This is a genomic window from Enterobacter cloacae complex sp. 6730903, from assembly GCF_048283985.1.
Lineage (GTDB): Bacteria > Pseudomonadota > Gammaproteobacteria > Enterobacterales > Enterobacteriaceae > Enterobacter > Enterobacter hormaechei_C.
In genome coordinates this window covers 21,436-41,882 of sequence record NZ_JBLVXX010000031.1, presented here as the reverse complement: position 1 = coordinate 41,882, position 20,447 = coordinate 21,436, and the positions used below count along the sequence as shown (strand labels likewise).

The window sequence follows — 20,447 nt, the reverse complement described above, 5'->3', positions numbered from 1 at the left end:
TGCAGTATACTCCCGCCCTAAATTCTTAAACTGGCGTGGGTGTTTTTTACCCGCATCAAAAACGTAAGGTATCCAGGTGAATATTCAGGCTCTTCTCTCAGAAAAAGTCAGTCAGGCACTGATTGCCGCAGGTGCGCCTGCGGATTGCGAACCACAGGTTCGTCAGTCAGCGAAAGTACAGTTTGGCGACTATCAGGCTAATGGCGTGATGGCAGTGGCTAAAAAACTGGGCATGCCGCCGCGACAGCTCGCTGAGCAGGTACTGACGCATCTGGATCTTACCGGCATCGCCAGCAAAACCGAAATCGCCGGTCCGGGCTTTATCAACATTTTCCTTGAGCCTGCGTTCCTGGCAAGCCACGTTGACGCGGCGCTGAAGTCTGACCGTCTGGGCGTGGCTCAGCCAGAAGCGCAGACCGTGGTGGTTGACTACTCCGCGCCAAACGTGGCGAAAGAGATGCACGTCGGTCACCTGCGCTCCACCATCATCGGTGACGCGGCGGTACGTACCCTGGAGTTCCTTGGTCACAAGGTGATCCGCGCTAACCACGTAGGCGACTGGGGCACGCAGTTCGGCATGCTGATCGCGTATCTGGAAAAGCAGCAGCAGGAAAACGCAGGCGAAATGGCGCTGGCAGACCTGGAAGGTTTCTACCGTGAAGCCAAAAAGCACTATGACGAAGATGAAGCCTTCGCCGAGCGCGCGCGCAGCTACGTGGTAAAACTTCAAGGTGGCGACCCGTACTTCCTCGAGATGTGGCGCAAGCTGGTGGACATTACCATGTCCCAGAACCAGCTTACCTATAACCGTCTGAACGTGACCCTGACCCGTGACGACGTGATGGGTGAAAGCCTGTATAACCCGATGCTGCCAGGCATTGTGGCGGACCTGAAAGCTAAACATCTGGCGGTGGAAAGCGAAGGCGCAACGGTGGTGTTCCTTGATGAGTATAAAAACAAGGAAGGCGAACCGATGGGCGTGATCGTCCAGAAAAAAGATGGCGGCTATCTGTACACCACCACCGACATCGCCTGTGCGAAATACCGTTACGAAACCCTGCATGCGGACCGCGTGCTGTACTACATCGACTCCCGCCAGCACCAGCACCTGATGCAGGCGTGGACTATCGTGCGTAAAGCAGGTTATGTGCCGGATTCCGTGCCGCTGGAACACCACATGTTCGGCATGATGCTGGGTAAAGACGGTAAGCCGTTCAAAACCCGTGCGGGCGGCACCGTGAAGCTTTCCGATCTGCTGGATGAAGCGCTGGAGCGCGCCCGTCGCCTGGTGGCCGAGAAGAACCCGGATATGCCTGCTGACGAGCTGGAAAAACTGGCTAACGCGGTGGGGATCGGCGCGGTGAAATACGCGGATCTCTCCAAGAACCGAACCACCGACTATATCTTCGACTGGGACAACATGCTGGCGTTCGAAGGCAACACCGCGCCATACATGCAGTACGCTTATACCCGCGTACTCTCCGTCTTCCGTAAAGCCAATATCGACGAAAGCGTGCTGGCGAACGCCACGGTGTCTATTACCGAAGATCGTGAAGCACAGCTGGCTGCCCGCCTGCTTCAGTTCGAAGAGACGCTCTCCGTGGTCGCGCGTGACGGTACGCCGCACGTTATGTGTGCATACCTGTACGATCTGGCCGGTCTGTTCTCTGGCTTCTACGAACACTGCCCTATCCTCTCTGCCGAGAGCGAAGCGGTGCGCCACAGCCGCCTGAAGCTGGCGCAGCTGACGGCGAAGACCCTGAAGCTGGGTCTGGATACCCTGGGTATCGAAACCGTAGAACGTATGTAAAAAAGAAACCCGGCGAGCGCCGGGTTTTTTATTATCAGAAATATTTCCGCAAATATTCCGTCAGACACAGAATCGCCATGGCCTGTCCATACGGCATTGAGGTCAGCGGTATCTGGCGGTAAAACGCCAGATCGCTGCCCATCCCCGTCCCGAAGGACGTTTGCAGCAGCTCCCCTTCCGGCGAGATGTTTTGCACGATACCGCGAATCGCTTTCTCCGCCACCTCTGCGTACTCTGCGCCGACATAACGCTTGCGCACGGCTTTCAGAATGCCGTAGGCAAACCCTGCCGTGGCCGACGCCTCCAGATAAGAATCAGGATCGTCCAGCAGCGTATGCCACAATCCACTCTCGTCCTGACATTTTGCCAGCGCGGCGATCTGCGCGTTCAGTACCTGCACCAGATAGCGGCGTACGGCGTTGTTTTCCGGCAGATCCACCAGCTCGAGGAAATCCGGGATCACGATGGTCAGCCAGCTGTTGCCGCGCGCCCAGCGGGCCCGGGCAAAATTGTGATTGCCGTCGTAATTCCAGCCGTGGAACCACAGCCCCGTCTCCCGATCCATCAGGTTCTGTACGTGGAGCAGGAACTGATAGATCGCCTCCTCGACGTACTCCGGCTTGTTCAGCAGCTTGCCGATTTTCGCCAGCGGCAGCACCGTCATCATCAGCGTGTCATCCCACATCTGCTGATGGTTCTCTTCCGCCAGGGTGATGTGCTGCATGCCGCCATGTTCGGTGCGCGGCATCTCATTCATCGCCCATTCCGCCCAGCTTTCCAGCCACGGCAGCCAGGCCGGGTTTTTGGTCTCTTCGTAGCGATACGCCAGCGTCAGGAACGGCGACATGGTATTCACGTTTTTGGTGGTTGCGCCTTCAGCGAAACGGTCAGCAAACCAGCTGTCGATAATCTCGCGCATGCCTTCGTCACCGGTCTGGCAGTAATACTGCCAGATACCGTATAAACCGACGCCGTGGGTCCATTCCCATCCGGCCCAGCCTTTGGTGTCGATCACGCGCCCGTCGTCCAGCCGCAGCAAAAACTCACCCGTTTTGTCGTGGATATTGACCAGGTTATGCGTCACCTTTTGAATCAGCGATTTCAGCTCATCCCTGGCGATAAAGCGCTCAGGCTGACGCAGTAACGGGCTATGTTTGACAGGCCAAACTTTCATCATCTTAACCTCTGTTGTATGTCGAATTCAGTACCGCGCGATCCTTCAGCGAAGGGGCCGCCGGCTTATTGCGATTCAGATAACCGATATTGTTGTTGCCCCACAGGGATTCATACGGCATCCCGGCCAGCATCTCCACGGTGGCGCGGGCCTGCGGGGTCACCGCCTCTGGCATCGCATGGCCGGACTCGCGCATTTTCGCGGTCTCTTCACGCAGGGTGCTGTGGGTCTGCAAATTGAGTTTGAAGCGCAGGGAGACAAGGAAGCCGCAGAACAGCACCAGAATAGTGCCAACGCTCAGGATCATCAGAATGGTGTGGCTCACTTCCGCAGGCTGCACTTTTTGCCCGCTGACAAAGCCCGACATCTGCATCACGATCCCCACCAGCATCACCGCACCGGCCTGAGACGCTTTACGGGTCAGCGTCATGATGCCCGCGAAGATCCCTTCGCGACGCTGACCGGTGATCACTTCGTCCACGTCAGCAATATAGGTATAGGTATTCCACGGTACGTAGTTGATCCCCCCGCGGCCAAGACCGGCAACCGCAGAGATCAGCAGCAGCAGAGCGTAAACGTCGCTCAGGCCCGCGTAATAAAGCACCGCGTAAGAGAGCGAAGCCAGACCAAACAGCACGACCACCATGCGGTAAGACGGCGCAGGTCCGAAGCGAATGCACAGCGGGATCATGCCGATCACGGCGAGGAACTGGAAGATGGCCATCGTGCCCAGCAGGTTGGACGCCATTGACGCCTCCTGCATCAGCACAAATACCACGTAATAGGTGAACACCGCATTAAAGACGTCCTGGGCGATGTAGCCGCCAAGGTACATCCCCAGATGCTGGCGGAAAATCTTGATACGCAGCGTCGAACTTAATTCGACAAAAAGACGGTTCAGGCTCTGGCCCAGGGTCAGCTTTTTCTTCTCTTCCTCGGCACGCAGGGCCGCTTCAGACCACTCTTCCCGCGGACGCTCCCAGGTGAAGAACCAGACGAAAGTAAGCATCAGCGCGCAGAGTACGGAGAAGACCAGGCTTGCATAGAAGAAGGAGATCGCGTTGTCTTTGCCGAAATGCGTGAGCAGGATCCCCGGCAGGAAGGAGGCCAGAATGGCGGACATCTGCGCCATAGAGATACGCGCCCCGGAGAATTTGGTTTTCTGTTTGAAATCGTCCGTCATCTCCGGCACCAGCGTTTCGTACGGCACCAGGATCATGGTGTAGACGATATCAAAGATCAGATAGGTCAGCAGGTAGTACCAGAAACTCATGTCCCCTACCCACATCAGCGAGTAGCTGAAAACGCAGGGAATACCGAGCAGGATAAAGAACTTACGACGGCCAAAACGCTTGCCCAGCCAGGTGGTGCCAAAGTTATCGGTTAAAAAGCCCATTAACGGGCTGACAACCGCATCCAGCACCCTTGCGGCGGCGAAGATAAAGGTTGCTTCAATCGGTGTGAGTCCACAGAAGGTGGTATAAAAATACAAAAGCCAGGCGGCCGTCAGGGCGGTGGTTCCCGCCCCGAGGAAGTCCCCTGACCCGTAAGCAAGATAATTTGCGAGTCCAATTTTACGTGTTTTCATTGCCGTCAACCCTAATCAGTTTTGGGAGACTCCCTGAAAGCAAACCTCGTCCGGGAGTTTTTACACGGCTACAGTAAAAGTATCGACCTGTTGATACCTTTCTGTTTCTGCCATCACAAAGGGGTGAATGGCAAAAATGCAAAGAGTGTCAATACGCGTGTCACTGATTTATAAAACAGCGTTTCTTTTGTATCAAAAGGGAAGGTCATTTTTGCGAGCCAGCCTTCAGAAATGCCTGAAGACTGGCGAAAAGGCGGGCAGTTAGCGGTAGTTGACGAGCACCTCGTTGCGCTGAACTTTCAGCGCCGGGATCAGACGTCCACCGCCTGGCACTTCCCAGATAAAGCGTAAAGGCTCCTGAGCAGACACCCCGTTGAAGGCCTGGGTGGTGCCACTTTGTCCCTCGATTTCCGCGCAGCGGGTCAGCGAGCACAGCCGCACCCGCAACCCGGCCGGTGAAGGTCCCGTCAGGGTGTAATTCCAGGCCACCAGCGTCATCTGCCCGGACACGGGCTCAGCGGCGGACAGCGGACGGGAGGAGATCGACTCCCCCCGATGGTTGAGCGTTAAGCCGATACTGCTGGCCTGCCATGCCCCCTCGCCTGCGGCCTGCGCCGCCAGCGGGAAAAGTAAGATCCACAGCCACTTACGCATTATTTCCCTCCTATGGTCGCCGTCATGCGAATATTGCGGTTATCGGACAGCTCCATATTCGACAGCACCACCAGCTGGTTCAGGCTCCGGCGCAGGAAGCGCGACAGCAGCGGACGCAGCGCGTGATTCACCAGCAGCACCGGCGGCGCGCCCAGCATCTCCTGACGCGCCAGCGCCTCCTGGGTTTGCGCCAGTAATCTGTCCGCCAGACCCGGCTCCAGCCCGCCACCGCCCTGCAACGCCTGAAGCAGCAGACGTTCCAGCGGCGTATCCAGGCCAATAACCTGCACTTCGCCGGTTCCCGGGAACCATTGCTGGGTAATGGCGCGTCCGAGCGCCACGCGCACCACCGCCGTCAGTTCGTGCGGATCGCTTTGCAGCGGCGCATGTTCGGCCAGCGTCTCAAGGATGGTACGCATATCGCGAATGGGCACCTTCTCATCGAGCAGATTTTGCAGCACTTTGTGCAGGGTGGTTAAGGTCAGTACGCCCGGCACCAAATCTTCGGTCAGCTTCGGCATCTCCTGCGTTACGCGGTCGAGCAGTTGCTGCGCCTCCTGACGACCAAACAGTTCCGCAGAGAACTGGCCAATCAGATGGTTGAGGTGCGTCGCCACCACGGTACTGGCCTCAACGACCGTGTAACCCTGGATCTGCGCCTGCTCTTTCAGGGCGCTCTCAATCCAGATTGCCGCCAGACCAAAGGCCGGATCGGTCGTCTGCTCACCCGGCAACGTGCCTGCGGCGGTGCCCGGATTAATCGCCAGCCAGCGACCGGGGTACGCATCACCGCTGCCGATTTCCACCCCTTTCATCAGGATGCGGTAGCGCGCGGGCGGGAGATCCATATTGTCCCGGATGTGGACCACCGGCGGCAGGAAGCCCATATCCTGGGCGAATTTTTTACGAATGCTGCGGATACGGCCAAGCAGCTCACCATCCTGCTGGAAATCCACCATCGGGATCAGGCGGTACCCCACTTCCATCCCCAGCGAATCTTCGAGCTGTACGTCGTTCCAGGTGGCCTCCACCGCCTGGGTGTTCTCAGGCATTTTGACCGGCGCTGGCTCTGCTTTAGGCTGCGTTTCACGGCCACGCATCCACCAGGCAAGCCCCAGCAGCGCGGCGGTGAACAGCAGGAATACCAGGTTTGGCATGCCAGGCACCATACCGAGCAGGCCCAGCACCGCCGCAGAGAGCAGCATAACGCGCGGGTTGCTGAACAACTGCCCCACCATCTGCTCGCCCACGTCCTGATCGGTGCTGACGCGGGTCACAATCACGCCCGCCGCGGTGGAGATCACCAGCGCCGGGATCTGCGCCACCAGACCGTCACCAATGGTCAGCAGCGTATAGCTTTCCGCCGCGTGGCCCATGTCCATGCCGTGTTGCAGCACGCCGACGAGCAGGCCGCCGACGACGTTAATCACCATGATCAGAATGCCCGCGATGGCGTCACCGCGCACAAACTTACTCGCACCGTCCATAGAGCCGTAGAAATCTGCCTCCTGGGTCACTTCGGCACGGCGTTTTTTCGCTTCATCTTCCGCGATCAGCCCGGCATTCAGGTCGGCGTCGATGGCCATCTGCTTACCCGGCATCCCGTCGAGCACGAAGCGCGCGCCCACTTCTGCGATACGCCCCGCCCCTTTAGTGATAACCATGAAGTTGATAATCACCAGAATGACGAACACCACGATACCGATGGCGAAGTTGCCGCCCACCAGGAAGTGACCGAAGGCTTCGACCACCTTGCCCGCCGCCGCCGCGCCGGTGTGCCCTTCCATCAGGATGATACGCGTGGAGGCAACGTTCAGCGCCAGGCGCAGCAGCGTGGTGAACAGCAGGATCGTTGGAAACGCGGCGAACTCCAGCGTGCGCTGGGTGAACATCGCCACCAGCAACACCATGATGGACAACGCAATGTTGAAGGTGAAAAGCAGGTCGAGGATAAATGCCGGTAACGGCAGCACCATCATCGACAGAATTAGCAGGATCAGAATCGGTCCGGCAAGGATCTGCCATTGCGTCGATTTCAGGTTGCCGGGCAGGCGCAACATTGCCACCAGATTAGCCATCAGTGTCCTTCTCGTTCAAAAAATCCAGTGCTTCAGGCACCGGAAGGTTCTCAGGTTTTACAGGTCGTTGACCGCCCGCTAAACGCCAGCGTTTAAGTTGCCACACCCAGGCCAGCACCTCTGCGACAGCGGCGTAGAGCTGGCCCGGGATCTGTTGTCCAATTTCCGCGTGGCGATACAGCGCACGGGCCAGCGGCGGTGCTTCAAGGATCGGCACACGGTTTTCCGTCGCGATTTCACGAATGCGCAGCGCAATCAGCCCGGCCCCTTTCGCCACCACTTTCGGCGCGCTCATTTTGTTTTCGTCGTACTGAAGCGCCACGGAGTAGTGGGTCGGGTTGGTGACGATGATGTCGGCTTTCGGCACATCTTCCATCATGCGCCGACGCGCGGCGGCACGCTGCATCTGGCGGATACGGCCCTTAACGTGCGGGTCGCCTTCCATCTGTTTATATTCATCGCGGATGTCCTGACGCGACATTCGCAGCTTTTTGATATGGGAATAGATCTGGAAGATAACGTCGAACGCCACCATCGGAATAATGCTCAGTACCACCAGCAGCGAGCATAACCCGACCAGGTTCAGGGCATTTTTCATCGCCGTCATCGGGGATTCGCTGATCAGGCGCATCATCTCCGGCCAGTGGTGCCACAGAAAAAACCCGGCGGTACTGCCCATAAGAAGCGATTTCAGGATCGCTTTAATAAGCTCTGCCCCGGTTTGCGCGGAAAACATTTTCGCAATACCGGGTAACGGGTTGAGCTTGGAAAATTTCGGTTGCAGCGATTTTCCGCTGAACACCAGGCCACCGAGCATGACCGGCGAAACAAGGGCCACGATGACTACCCCCGCGATCAGCGGCAGCAAGGCGATCATCGCGCTTTTCACAAGGTTGATGATCTGAATGAGGATCAGGTTGGGGTCATTGACCATGCTGTGATCAAAACGTAAGCCAGCCGAGAGCATTCCCGCCAGTCTGCGGGCGAGCAGCTCCCCGCCCCACCAGATTATGCAGACGCCCACCACCAGGATCAGCAGGGATGTCAGCTCTCGGGATCGGGGGATCTGCCCATCCTCACGGGCTTTTTCAAGTCGGTGGGGTGTGGGGGCTTCTGTTTTGTCGTCGTTCTCTTCTGCCACTGTGCCTGCTCGCAGCCCATTAATTCACGGGTATCATGCCAGCGCAGAGAAAATCCAATGGCGGGAAAAGCCCGTTTATTCGGGCTCTTTTCGCTGTTTTTGTTCTGAGCTGCCTCAGGCCGCGTTAACGACCTGAGGCAAAACGGGCAATCAGAAACCAAGACTGTCCAGCAGATCGTCCACTTGATCCTGGCTTGCCACCACGCCCGCTTTGCTGGTGTCAAGCTGTGGACCATTGAGCAGGCTTTCGTTCTCGCGTTTCGGACGGGCAGCAGGTTCCGGAATGTTCTCCAGCAGTACCATCAGCAGCTGACGTTCAATCTCCTGAATCACATCCATCATGCGCTTGATCACCTGGCCGGTGAGGTCCTGGAAATCCTGCGCCATCATGATGTCCAGCAGCTGGGCGTTAGTGAAGCTGGTGTGGCCCGGCACGTCACCCAGGTACTGACGGGTATCCGTTACCAGTTCGCGAGCATCCGCCAGCTCAATAGGGTTCTCAAACCACTCATCCCAGCGTTTGCTCAGCGCTTTCGCCCCCTTCTCCATCGCATCCTGGTGCGGCTGCGAGGCTTCAACGCTGTTCAGCGCACGCTCGGCCGCCTGCGCAGTCATCTGCACAACGTAGTCCAGACGGTCGCGCGCGTCAGGGATGGCTTCCGCCGCTTCGGCGATAGCCTGGTCCAGCCCCAGTTCACGCAGGCTGTCGCGCAGCATGCGGGTCAGGCTACCAATGCGGGCAATAATGTCGCTCGGCGAATGTTCTTCAACGGGTTTCATAGCAGGTTGCAACATATCCATCACCTCACATGCCGAGTTTCTCGAAGATCTTCCCGAGCTTCTCTTCCAGAGTCGCCGCGGTGAATGGCTTCACCACGTAGCCGCTTGCGCCCGCCTGTGCAGCGGCAATAATGTTCTCTTTCTTCGCTTCTGCGGTCACCATCAGCACCGGCAGAGAGGCCATGCCCGCATCCGCGCGGATGGTTTTCAGCAGTTCGAGACCGTCCATGTTCGGCATGTTCCAGTCGGAAATCACAAAACCAAACCCGCCAGCCTGGAGTTTGTTCAGCGCATCCACCCCGTCTTCTGCTTCTTCAACATTGTTGAAGCCCAGCTCTTTCAGCAGGTTGCGCACAATGCGACGCATGGTGGAAAAGTCATCCACAACCAAAAACTTAAGCTCTTTATCCGCCATAAAATAATACTCCTGAGTCAAATACGTATTGCCTGTCCGGCACTGATTTTCGCCAGCATCTGCTGGCTTACCTGGCTAAGATCGACCACTTCGCTTACGCCACCCATATTGATGGCCTCGCGCGGCATGCCGAACACCACACAACTTGCTTCATTCTGCGCAATCGTCCAGGCGCCAGCCTGGTGCATCGCAAGCATTCCGGCGGCGCCGTCGTTGCCCATCCCCGTCAGGATCACCCCAACGGCGTTGCGCCCCGCATGTTTCGCCACCGAATGAAACAGCACATCCACCGACGGACGGTGCCGGTTAATCGGCGGCCCGTCATGAATTTTGATTTGATAGTTCGCCCCGCTGCGCGCCAGCTCCATGTGCTTGTCACCCGGGGCGATATAGGCGTGACCTGGCAGTACGCGCTCGCCGTCTTCCGCCTCTTTCACGCTAATCTGGCACAGCTTATTCAGGCGCTCCGCGAACGAGCGGGTAAAGCCCGGCGGCATATGTTGCGTGATCAGAATACCCGGGCTTGAGAGCGGCAATGGCTGGAGTACATGGCGAATTGCCTCTGTTCCTCCGGTTGATGCGCCAATGACCAGCAACTTTTCCGAGCTGAGTAACGGCCCCGCCTTCAGGGTTGCCGGGGCTGCCGTCGGTTTATGCGCGGCAAGCTTCGCCCGGGACGCGGTGCGGATCTTCTCGGCGATCATCTCGCTGTACGCCAGCATCCCCTCGCGAATGCCGAGCTGCGGCTTGGTGACAAAATCTACCGCCCCCAGCTCCAGCGCGCGCAGGGTGATTTCTGAACCTTTACCGGTCAGAGATGACACCATCACCACCGGCATCGGGCGCAGGCGCATTAATTTTTCCAGGAAATCGATGCCATCCATGCGCGGCATTTCAACATCCAGCGTCAGCACGTCGGGGTTATATTTTTTGATTAAATCCCGCGCGACCAGCGGATCGGGCGCTGTCGCCACCATCTCCATATCGCTGTGGCTATTGATGATTTCGGTCATGATCTGACGCATCAGCGCCGAATCATCGACAGACAATACCCTGATTTTACTCATGCTTTTTCCTTACTCAGCGCATATACCGTTTGCCCACGCAGGCTAAACTCACGCACGAGGTTGCTGAAGTTTTCCGAGTGCCCGGCAAACAGTAAACCGTCAGGCTTGAGCAACGGAACAAAGCGACGCAGGATGTCCTGTTGCGTCGTTTTATCAAAATAGATCATCACGTTACGGCAAAAAATGGCGTCGAATGGCCCCGGCACGTTGTACTGCTTATCCAGTAAATTAACGGGGGCAAATTCCACACAGTTCGCCAGCTCCTGGCGTACGCGCACCAGTCCTTCATGCGGTCCGGTACCGCGCATGAAGTAACGCTGTAGCTGCTGGGGAGACAGCGTTTTCAGCTCATCCTGGCGATAAACGCCGTTACGGGCTTTTTCCAGCACCTCGGTGTCGATGTCGCTGGCGTACACTTTCCAGCGGCCCGGCGCCATGCCCAGGGTGTCCGCCAGGGTGATGGCCAGCGAGTAGGGCTCTTCCCCGGTAGAGGCCGCCGCGCTCCAGACGCGATACTCTCCGCTACGGCGACGGGCGTGTTCCGCCAGCACCGGGAAGTGATGCGCCTCGCGGAAAAACGCGGTCAGGTTGGTGGTTAATGAGTTGATAAATGCCTGCCATTCGGCGCTGTTCTGATTCGCTTCGAGCATGCTCAGATAGCGGCCAAAATCGTCCAGCCCCAGCGTACGCAAGCGCCGCACCAGCCGGTTGTAGACCATGTCTCGCTTATGGTCCGCAAGCACGATCCCCGCACGCTGGTAGATTAACTGACATATCCGACGAAAATGCGCGTCGGACAGCGCGAGGCGCTGTGTCATCTGCAACAATAATGACGTTTGCCCTGAGGGCATGGGTGATGTCATAGCGCCTTCTCAATCACATTCAGGATACAACGGGCACGGCCTGTGACCGTCCGACTTCTGTTACTGCTTCAACGTACTCTTTCACATTAAATACGGCGACTAACCCGGTAAGGTGATCCGCCTGGTTTGCCAGCTGATCGGTCGCAGCCGCCGCCTCTTCCACCAGTGAGGCGTTCTGCTGCGTCACCTGATCCATCTGTGTAACGGCCTGCGCCACCTGCTCAATACCACGGCGTTGTTCATCAGACGCCGAGGCAATCTCGCCCATAATGTCGTTAACCCGCGTCACGGAGGTGACAATCTCGTGCATGGTCTGCGCGGCGGTATCCACCAGCGCGGAGCCCTGCTGAACGCGGGAGACCGACTCTTCTATCAGCCCTTTGATCTCTTTCGCCGCATTGGCGCTGCGGCTGGCGAGGTTACGGACTTCACCGGCAACCACCGCAAACCCGCGCCCCTGCTCCCCGGCACGCGCCGCTTCAACGGCCGCGTTCAGCGCCAGGATATTGGTCTGGAACGCGATCCCGTCGATGACACTGATAATGTCCCCAATTTTCTGCGAGCTGGCGGCAATCTCCTGCATCGTACTGGCGACATGAGAAGCCTGATCGCCCCCACGTTTCGCCGTCATCGCCGCCTGTTTTGACAAGTCGGACGCCTGACGCGCGTTATCGGCGTTCTGGCTTACCGTCGCGGTCAGTTGCTCCATGCTGGCCGCCGTCTGCGCCAACGATGCCGCCTGCTGTTCGGTGCGGGATGAGAGATCGTTATTGCCTGCCGCAATCTCGGAGATCCCGGTATGCATGGCGTAACTGCCCTGGCGAACGTTGCTTACCGTTTCCCGCAGCGACCCCTGCATCGCCTTCAGGCTGGCGAAAATCGCTGATATTTCATTCCTGCCATACACGGCCACCGGACGCGCCAGGTCGCCCTTCGCCATACTGTCGAAGTGGCTGCTGACGATGGCCAGCGGCTGGACGATCATTTTGCGCGACCACCACAGCGAGCCGCCGGTCAGCAGGGCGGCCAGGATCACCATGGTCAGGAAAATCGCCCCTGACATGCGGTAGCTGGTACGGCTGTCCGCACCGGCACGCGCCACAAACTGGTTAATATCCTGCTGCCATGCGTTAAAGCTGCCGTCAAATGCCGCCTGAGACGCCTGTACCGGCGCGGTCAGGAAATCTGAAAGCTGGTTGTTCTCCAGCCACGTCGCCTGATGGTCGAGATCGCCGTACCACACATCAAAGGTCTTTTTCATGGCGACTTTCAGCGCTTTCTCTTTCTCACTGACCGCCTCCTGCGCCGTAAAGGCCTTAAACTGCGCGTCGGCCTGCTTCAGGCTGCTGCGGGCCACGACCATCAGCGCCTTAATATCCTCCGGCGGATAGCTCAGCGCGGTTAACGTCCCTGCCTTGTTCAGCGCAGTGCTTGCCTGCAACAGCACGGCACGCGTTTGTGCCAGTGCGGAGCGCTGCTGATTACTCGTCTCAACTTCCTGCAAATTCTGATAGCCATCGCGAAACGCCCAGAAAGACAACCCGTTACTGCCAACCTGCAAAACCCCACACAGGATCAGAATCAAAAACAGTGTGGTCGAGATACGAATACGATTTAACATCCACGCTCCCATCAAGCAGCAAGCAGCCGCGGTTTAATTGTCAGTCAAAATGTTTCCCAGTTTTCATCTTGTCCGGTCACCGCTGCGCGCGTACGTGTTGTCACGGGCGCCGGGATTGCTTCGCTGTACGCCGACCGCGAGCTGACCGTATTTGTCGTTTTTGAAGTAAGACGGAACGCTGAGACGGCCATTTTCAGGCGGCTCGCCTGGTCCTCCAGCGCAGCGGCCGCAGCAGCGGACTCCTGCACCAGGGCGGCGTTTTGCTGCGTCACACGATCCATTTCCGATACCGCCAGGGCGACCTGGTCAATACCACGACTCTGCTCATCCGATGCAGAGGCGATTTCACCCATGATGTCCGTCACGCGCGTCACGGCATTCACGATGTCATTCATGGTTTCACCCGCACTTTCCACCAGCACCGAGCCGGTATCCACGCGTGAAACAGAGTCTTCAATCAGGGCTTTGATCTCTTTCGCCGCATTGGCACTGCGGCTGGCGAGGTTACGCACTTCGCCAGCGACCACGGCAAACCCGCGCCCCTGCTCACCCGCACGCGCCGCTTCAACGGCCGCGTTGAGCGCCAGGATGTTGGTCTGGAAGGCGATACCGTCGATAACGCTGATGATGTCGGCGATTTTCTTCGAGCTGTCTGCAATGTCATGCATGGTTTTCACCACGCCGTCGACCACCCGCCCCCCGCGCTGGGCGGTGTCGGACGCGCTTTCTGCAAGCTGCGACGCCTGGCGGGCGTTGTCGGCATTCTGCTTCACGGTCGCGGTGAGCTGCTCCATGCTGGCCGCCGTCTCTTCCAGAGCGGACGCCTGCTGTTCGGTACGGGACGAGAGATCGTTGTTGCCCATCGCGATTTCACTCGTGCCGGTATAGATGGCATCCGCCCCCTCGCGCACGTTGGCGACGGTATCAATCAGCGAACGCTGCATATGGTCGACGCTGGTTGCCAGCTCGGTGATCTCATTGCGGCCAGAAACGGTCAGCGTTTTCGTGAGATCGCCCCGACCAATATCACGGATATGGGCAATGACGCGACCAAGCGGGTTAAGCAGGATATGACGAATGCCGTACCACACCGCCACCAGCACGATGACCAGCGCGAGGGCGAGAACCGCCATCTGCCATTTCGCGAAACGGTAGTCGTTCTGGCTTTGCGTAAAGGCGGAGTGATAAAGCTCGCCGCTGGCTTTGGCGTACTCGCCGAGCGCCGCGCCGAGGGCGTTCTGCATTCCCTGGGTCGGCTGCGCGAAATAGGCGTCCATATTGCCCTGCTCCAGAAACTGCACCAGCTCCGTGAGGCCAGCGAAGTAGGCCTGATATTTTTCATCTATGTTCGCGCTCGCCTGCGCCATTGCCGGCTGAGGGGCGATTTTTTTGAAGGCGTCGTAATGTTTCGCCGCGTCTGCCAGCGTGGCGCGCGCATTCTTCAGCAGTTCCGTTTTTGCGCTGCTCTGTTGGTTATTCGGGTCCATCATCATGCGGGCAGACGAGCGGCTCAGGTTGATACGCGTCTGCAACATCAGATCCCAGGTCGTGGTCAGTTCGCTTTGCTGCATTCGCAAATCGTTCGATGCCGCGAAGCTGTCCTGGTTCTGTTTTAACGACGAGAAAAAGAGGCCGCCAGAAATAAGCTGAAGAAGTGCGAAAATGACCAGCACCATCATAAGCATTGTGACAACGCGGATACGGTTCAACATACAACACCTTCTCATAGATTTATTAACGGTGTTATCGGCACAGGCCTCAGGAACTTTACATTTGCGAAAGGGAAAAGCGCGGGAGTCAGAATGCGACGTCGACAATCAGCGTGTCGGTGTAGGTTCCGGCAGGCGGCGTGGCCTGGCTGGTCAAAACTTTGGCGGTGTAGTTGTAGGTACGTAAAAGCCCGACCGTACTGACCTGCGATGAGCTGGCGCTGGCCCAGCGCTCGCTGCCGCTGCCGCCCCAGCGGTTGCTGGTCGCCTCTTTATAGATGTCGTAACTCATGAAGTTGCTGCCGCTGACCATACGACGCACGTTGTTCAGGGCGTTTGCCCCATTATTAATGCCTATGGTGTAGGTGATGCCCTTGGTGCAGGTGACGGCGACCGACTGTGAAACGGTAGGAAAATTTTGCACCAGCGGCGCGCTGTTAAAATTCGCGTCCGGCGTGGTCATGGTGCTGCAATCGTTGGTGACGGTCATGTTAAGGAGGATCGAGGTGGTTGCCGTGCCGGTTTGCGGGGACAGGCACGCTCCGACCGCGCCAACGGCGCACACGTTGTAGTTAATGCTGAACGTTAACAACACCTGATACGGCCCGGCGGTGACGTTCTGCCCCATTACGGTCCGGAAATAAAGGGGAATGTTGTAGCGCCTTGAACCCAGCAGCCCGAGCAGCGTGTTTCCGCTCCAGGTATAGGCTTTGCTGATTTGTATTTCACTGTTTCCGCCGCAGCCGGACGCCCCGCACAGCCGCGCAGGGATGACATCGGTAATAGCCGCGTTGTCCGTACGCTTCATGGTCGCCCGGCTATTCGCGAAGACGGATGCCGAAGTGTAATTCAGCGTCACCGAGTCGTTGGTTAACAGGTTGAGAACGGTATCGCAGGTCACCACCAGCGTGCCCGTCGTTTCCACTTCCCCGGTACCGCTGAGTGCGAACGAGGTGACGCTGCCAAACGAGGCATTCACCGTACTGACGGTACAGGCCGCCCAGCTGCCGCCAGAAAATAGCAACAGCAGCGCGATTAACAGGCGTCTCACGGCGCCTCCCGACAGGTCAGCGGACCGTAGGTTTGCAGCTTATGTTCAGGGTTTGCGCCAACGGTCAGCGTTGCCGTACAGCGTTTACCCTCCGGGGTGATGACCTCGAGCGGATTCACATCGTTGAGGTTTTCCAGCCAGGCGAGGCCGTCGTAGCCGACAACCGCGCTGCTGCGGGATGCGCGTCTGACCTGGCTTCCCACCGGGATCGCATTGCCCTGCGCATCGTGCAGGATCACGCTGGCAACCCGCTCCTGCTCCATCGGGAAATCCACCAGATAACCGTTATGCCGACGAATCGCCACCCGACGCTCGGTCTCTTTCAGCCGGGTATCCGCGGGTAAGTTCAGGGTATCGATGCGGTAACTTGCCGGGTAATAGGCGGAAACGCCGCTCACCAGCAGATAGCCTTTGTTATTGGTTTTTCCGACCGGCTGGTTTTCGTAGCTGACGGGAACATCCGGATGTCCGTCGGTGCTGATCACCACAAACGCATCGTTGATTTTGTTCGCCGCAAACAGCTCACCGTCCATCAGCACGACAGAGCCCATCGCCTCGCCCCACCAGGTCATCATGCCCTTCTCACCGTAGCCGCCGCCCTGTAGCTCCACGTTGTTATTCCGCCAGCCGAGCGTGGCCTGCTGATAGTTACTCGACCGCGACTGGTTGGCCCAGGCCATGTTCCAGCTAAAGCCGCCGTCTGAAGGCATCGAGTGGTTGTAGTTAATGCGTTGAGTGCTGCCTGCGTCAGGAGTGTTTTCAAAGGTGACGGCGGCGCTGTCACGTTCGCCGAGGGGAACCTGCAACGACAGCGCAACCGTCCAGTCGCCCCGCTGCTGGTCACGGCTGGCAGCCAGATAAATAATGCTTGAGCCCCACAGATTACGGCTCCAGGAGAGGTTGAGCAGCTCAGTTTTCTGACTGTCAAAACTCTCAACCCCGATCCACGCCGCACCGATATTGCCGTAACCGCCGAGGTTAAAGGTTAAGGAATACTGGTCGGTATTGCGGCTCAGGCTGGCAACGGGGTTATCATTTTCATCATAAACGGTGGGCTGATCGTACAGAGCGAGGTTGCCGAAGCCACGGTCGCGCCGGGTATGCTGGGTCGCTACGCTAAACTCGCTGGTGTTGTACTGATAGCCCCAGTTTATCTGGCCGCCGCTATCGCCGCGCATGCGGCTTTGGGTCCACGAGGTATTGACCACGCCAAAACGCCCAAGCTTCAGCACCGTGCCCGCGCCGCCAAGCGCCAGCGACTCCGCCCCTTCCGCATGCCCCTCCAGCGTCAGCCAGTCGGTCACCCCGTAGCGGTACGATCCGCTGCCCGCCGCCGGGCCATAGTCAAAATTCTCAATACCGTAGTTACGCCGCAGGCTGCCCAGCGTCACGGCGCCGTCGCTTAACCCCTGCTTAAGCAGATCGCTGCTGACATAAAACGGCAACGTGGTACTCACCTGACGTCCCAGCGCATCCGTGGTAACCAGTACCGCATCCCCGGCACCGTTGATATACGGCAGATTGGTGAGGGTAAACGGCCCCGGCTGAAGGCGGGTGGAGCCGGAACGGTAGCCATTAATAAAGAGATCGACCGAGGTCGGGACGGCCGCCTCGCCGGAAAACGCGGGCAGCGGCCAGGTCACCAGATCCGGACGCAGGGAGAAGTCGCGCCCGTAGCTGATCCCGCCCATGCGCACGCTGGTGCTCCAGCTCAGCGCATCGCTGATGACGTCCCCGGCGGACCAGGTGGTGGCATCCTCTTCGTTGGTGATCAGTAACGTAGAGTCATAACGCACGTACCCTTCCTGCTGTCCGCTGTTACCGGTGAAATTCTGCCGGGCGTAACCCGTCGATGAAAATGAATAATCCTCATTGAAATAGCGGAACTCGTGCCAGACCGATGCCTGACCGCCCGTGTGTTCGGAATGGTTGGTATAAACGTCGTAATTGAGCAGCGCGCCGCGGCCATAGTGCGGCTTGCTTTGCGTGCTCTGTTCGCTGAACGGCGTGATCCGCGCCGCGACCCAGTCCCGGGGGACCGTCAGCAACAGGCGCTGGGCCGTGCTGTCGTACTCTGCGCGTACCGACGTAAGCGTCGAGAGATTCACCTCACCGGCTGGCACATGCGCGGGCGGCAGCCCGGCGCGGAGCAAATCCGCGCCCGAAATAAACCAGGCGCCCTCACGCTGCGTCACCGGCACCACCAGACCCGTGTCATAGTGGTTCAGCACCAGGGCGAGCTGGAATACTGCTTCGCCGTTCATCGTCCGTGCATCCGGCGGCGGCGGTAAACTGTCGTCGCCGGTTTCGGCAAAGGCGCTGGTACTGACGCAAAGCAGGATCATGATCGCCGGTTTCAGTTGACGGGCGTCGATTGCCATTGCGTATCCCTGGCATTAATTTGCGCGCTCATCCGGTTCGGCTGATAAATCCCTGCCGGAAGCGGCCAGCTTCGGGTGCTGCCTGGCAGCACATAACCCAGCAGCCCCTCGGCAACCGTGCGTTTTTGCCCGCCCTGCTCAACCGCAACCTGGCTGAGCCGGACGTGAACATCCCCCTGATTACGGACCTGAAACGCGGGTTTCCCCCCCTCCTGAACGACCCGCCAGCTCAGCTGTTGCGTGTTCGCCAGCGCGTGGTGCGCCCCTTCGTTGAGGGTGGGGATCCCCTGCCCATAAACAAATAAAGGAATCGAATAGCGCATTTGCAGTTTGAGGCCCATGGACGGTTCCGCTTTGGTATCCGGCTGGGGAATTTCATCCACAATAATGCGGTAAGCCTGCTCAACCCCCGACGGGATCGTCCCCTGCTTGATGAGGCGAATAAGCTGTTTACTGCCTTTGGCGATGGTCACGATCGGCGGGCTGGCAACCACATCCTGCTGGGCGGTGTATCGCTCATATCCTCCCTCCTGCTTCCAGCGCACAATACGCACCTGCATTGTCGTGGCGCTGTTGCCCTGATTCTGGATCCACAATTCAGTTGCTCTGGCCTCTGCCGACAGCCACGGATCGATGGGCCACAGAAGAATGGTTGCCGCTGCCTGCGCCTGGCCCGCTGCCAGAGCCGTTGCCCCCAACAGACCCACCAGGCCCGATCGCCTGAAAAATGGCTTCATCGATGTTCTCCCTTTCCTACCATGACAAGGTCACGGTGAGTTGATCTGAATATGTTCCCGGCAGGCTAAACCCCGTCAGGAGCGCGACGCCAAAAAGAGGCAGCGCGATGTTATTGCTGTTGGTATAGGTAATCGGTATGGCCTGGTTAACCCCAATTTCACTGTTCGCCGCCAGAGAGCTGCTGCTATAGAGCCGGTAACCAACAACTTCGGTCCCGCCTGAACGCGTCATCCGTCGCACCGAGCTGTAATTCTGGCCGCCGTCAATGCTCATGCTCAGCGCCACGCCCGGCGTGCAGGCGATGGACAACGCGCCGTCGGCGACAAAGCTGGTGCTGACCGGCGTGTTGTCCACGCCATTGCGGGTTCCAAAATCCAGCGTCCCAAAGCGCCCGCCCGTGCCGGTACTCACTGAGCACCCTGGTACTACCGTCGCGCTCACCCTGAAGGACTGGGAGGTCACCGCCCCGGCGTCGCAGATCATCATCAGCGCGACGATCAGAGCCAAAAAAGGGTGCACGACGCCCTCTGCGCTTTCGCGCAGACATAAACACAATGCCTTCATGGCTGAATCAGTAGGTGACGCTGACGTTAATCGTGTCGGTATAGGTTCCCGGTACAACCGTTACGCTATTGCCGCCGCCCGTTATGCGCCCGTAGAGGGTATAGCTGTTCACCCCGCCCGCCGTGGAAGCTACGGGCAACGCGGCGTTGTTAGCGATCACGTTGTTGTACCCGCTGTCGCTATAGAGGCTGTATGCCACGCCCTGTGCCGCATTGGCGGTGTTCACCAGATAGCGGGCGGGTGTGCCAGGGGTGCCGACAACGGTTCCGGGTGCGGTCGCGTTGGTGTTGCCGGTGATCGCCACCGTGTAACTGGCAGTGGTACATTGAATGGTAAAGGTGTTTCCGCCGCTGGCCCCGGTTAACTGGGTTGTCAGGGTGGAGAATGTCGCAGGATGGGTCCCGAAATCGAGTGTCCCGAAGTTAATGCCATTTTGCGTTGGCGAGCCGTTGATCAAACAACCGTTCGTCAGCGTCAGCGTCGCCCCGATAGTACCGCTACTGGTGACTGCCAGCGCCTGACCGACAGTCGCCGCCGACAGCAGTGTACCCGCGCAGATAAAAAGAAGTTTTCTTTTCATTTACCACCCTCCAGAAGAAATAATGGTTCGCTTGCCCTATTTTATTCATACTGTTCAATATGTTAGCCCCGCTTAAACATTCCCCGGCGCGGTTACTGAGAATTTAGTTTATGGTTCACGCTTCAACCACTTTCAACGGAGAGGAGACACCCGCCCTTTAATTAACACACTATTAACAAATATTACAAAGAGTTAGCAAAATAAAACGGGCATTATTCTTGCTTAATTTGAGG

General features: G+C 58.2%; 17 protein-coding genes. 1 reads left to right on the top strand and 16 read right to left on the bottom strand.

Going from position 1 to position 20,447, the window contains the following annotated elements; genetic code table 11:
- Nucleotides 1-76: 76 nt before the first annotated feature.
- Nucleotides 77-1,810 carry an arginine--tRNA ligase gene (argS, locus tag ACNQ0W_RS16320; RefSeq protein ID WP_032648767.1) on the top strand — a complete coding sequence of 578 codons (1,734 nt, stop codon included), beginning with the start codon at nucleotides 77-79 and terminating at the stop codon, nucleotides 1,808-1,810.
- A gap of 34 nt (nucleotides 1,811-1,844) precedes the next feature.
- Here argS and ACNQ0W_RS16315 read toward each other — a convergent pair whose 3' ends face one another.
- From ACNQ0W_RS16315 to ACNQ0W_RS16240, 16 genes are all read right to left on the bottom strand, one after another.
- Nucleotides 1,845-2,984 (bottom strand): glycoside hydrolase family 88/105 protein, encoded by a 1,140-nt coding sequence (locus tag ACNQ0W_RS16315; protein ID WP_026080697.1) that lies wholly within the window; start codon nucleotides 2,982-2,984, stop codon nucleotides 1,845-1,847.
- A gap of 4 nt (nucleotides 2,985-2,988) precedes the next feature.
- The gene (locus ACNQ0W_RS16310; protein ID WP_003859727.1) at nucleotides 2,989-4,572 is read right to left on the bottom strand and encodes an MFS transporter; all 1,584 of its coding nucleotides are present in this window, start codon (nucleotides 4,570-4,572) and stop codon (nucleotides 2,989-2,991) included.
- Nucleotides 4,573-4,833: 261 nt separating this feature from the next.
- On the bottom strand, nucleotides 4,834-5,226 hold the full coding sequence (gene flhE, locus ACNQ0W_RS16305) for a flagellar protein FlhE (RefSeq protein WP_062933461.1): 393 nt from the start codon (nucleotides 5,224-5,226) through the stop codon (nucleotides 4,834-4,836).
- Nucleotides 5,226-7,304, bottom strand: coding sequence for a flagellar biosynthesis protein FlhA (gene flhA / locus ACNQ0W_RS16300; protein ID WP_003859723.1), 2,079 nt, complete (start codon nucleotides 7,302-7,304; stop codon nucleotides 5,226-5,228). Before flhA ends, flhE begins: the two co-directional genes overlap by 1 nt.
- Complete coding sequence (gene flhB, locus ACNQ0W_RS16295; protein ID WP_062933460.1) at nucleotides 7,297-8,445, bottom strand: flagellar biosynthesis protein FlhB; 1,149 nt, start codon at nucleotides 8,443-8,445, stop codon at nucleotides 7,297-7,299. Before flhB ends, flhA begins: the two co-directional genes overlap by 8 nt.
- Nucleotides 8,446-8,595: 150 nt before the next feature.
- Nucleotides 8,596-9,240, bottom strand: coding sequence for a protein phosphatase CheZ (cheZ, locus tag ACNQ0W_RS16290; RefSeq protein WP_003859718.1), 645 nt, complete (start codon nucleotides 9,238-9,240; stop codon nucleotides 8,596-8,598).
- Nucleotides 9,241-9,250: 10 nt separating this feature from the next.
- Nucleotides 9,251-9,640: a chemotaxis response regulator CheY gene (gene cheY / locus ACNQ0W_RS16285; RefSeq protein ID WP_000763862.1), complete on the bottom strand. Its 390-nt coding sequence runs from the start codon at nucleotides 9,638-9,640 to the stop codon at nucleotides 9,251-9,253.
- A gap of 17 nt (nucleotides 9,641-9,657) precedes the next feature.
- Nucleotides 9,658-10,707: a protein-glutamate methylesterase/protein-glutamine glutaminase gene (locus tag ACNQ0W_RS16280; protein WP_062933459.1), complete on the bottom strand. Its 1,050-nt coding sequence runs from the start codon at nucleotides 10,705-10,707 to the stop codon at nucleotides 9,658-9,660.
- On the bottom strand, nucleotides 10,704-11,570 hold the full coding sequence (cheR, locus tag ACNQ0W_RS16275) for a protein-glutamate O-methyltransferase CheR (protein WP_017384409.1): 867 nt from the start codon (nucleotides 11,568-11,570) through the stop codon (nucleotides 10,704-10,706). The genes ACNQ0W_RS16280 and cheR overlap by 4 nt, the downstream gene beginning before the upstream one ends.
- A 19-nt stretch (nucleotides 11,571-11,589) precedes the next feature.
- Nucleotides 11,590-13,191 (bottom strand): methyl-accepting chemotaxis protein IV, encoded by a 1,602-nt coding sequence (tap, locus tag ACNQ0W_RS16270; protein ID WP_062933458.1) that lies wholly within the window; start codon nucleotides 13,189-13,191, stop codon nucleotides 11,590-11,592.
- A 44-nt stretch (nucleotides 13,192-13,235) separates the two neighbouring features.
- Nucleotides 13,236-14,903, bottom strand: coding sequence for a methyl-accepting chemotaxis protein II (gene tar, locus ACNQ0W_RS16265; RefSeq protein ID WP_062939374.1), 1,668 nt, complete (start codon nucleotides 14,901-14,903; stop codon nucleotides 13,236-13,238).
- 85 nt (nucleotides 14,904-14,988) lie between these two features.
- Nucleotides 14,989-15,951: a spore coat U domain-containing protein gene (locus ACNQ0W_RS16260; RefSeq protein ID WP_116329854.1), complete on the bottom strand. Its 963-nt coding sequence runs from the start codon at nucleotides 15,949-15,951 to the stop codon at nucleotides 14,989-14,991.
- Nucleotides 15,948-18,332 carry a fimbria/pilus outer membrane usher protein gene (locus ACNQ0W_RS16255; RefSeq protein WP_417933216.1) on the bottom strand — a complete coding sequence of 795 codons (2,385 nt, stop codon included), beginning with the start codon at nucleotides 18,330-18,332 and terminating at the stop codon, nucleotides 15,948-15,950. Before ACNQ0W_RS16255 ends, ACNQ0W_RS16260 begins: the two co-directional genes overlap by 4 nt.
- Nucleotides 18,308-19,069, bottom strand: a complete 762-nt coding sequence (locus ACNQ0W_RS16250) for a molecular chaperone (RefSeq protein ID WP_062933455.1) — start codon at nucleotides 19,067-19,069, stop codon at nucleotides 18,308-18,310. The genes ACNQ0W_RS16255 and ACNQ0W_RS16250 overlap by 25 nt, the downstream gene beginning before the upstream one ends.
- A 16-nt stretch (nucleotides 19,070-19,085) precedes the next feature.
- A complete protein-coding gene (locus ACNQ0W_RS16245; RefSeq protein ID WP_015570265.1) occupies nucleotides 19,086-19,634 on the bottom strand; it encodes a spore coat U domain-containing protein in 549 nt (182 codons plus the stop codon).
- Between the two features lie 7 nt (nucleotides 19,635-19,641).
- On the bottom strand, nucleotides 19,642-20,214 hold the full coding sequence (locus ACNQ0W_RS16240) for a spore coat U domain-containing protein (RefSeq protein WP_023303908.1): 573 nt from the start codon (nucleotides 20,212-20,214) through the stop codon (nucleotides 19,642-19,644).
- Nucleotides 20,215-20,447 lie beyond the last annotated feature (233 nt).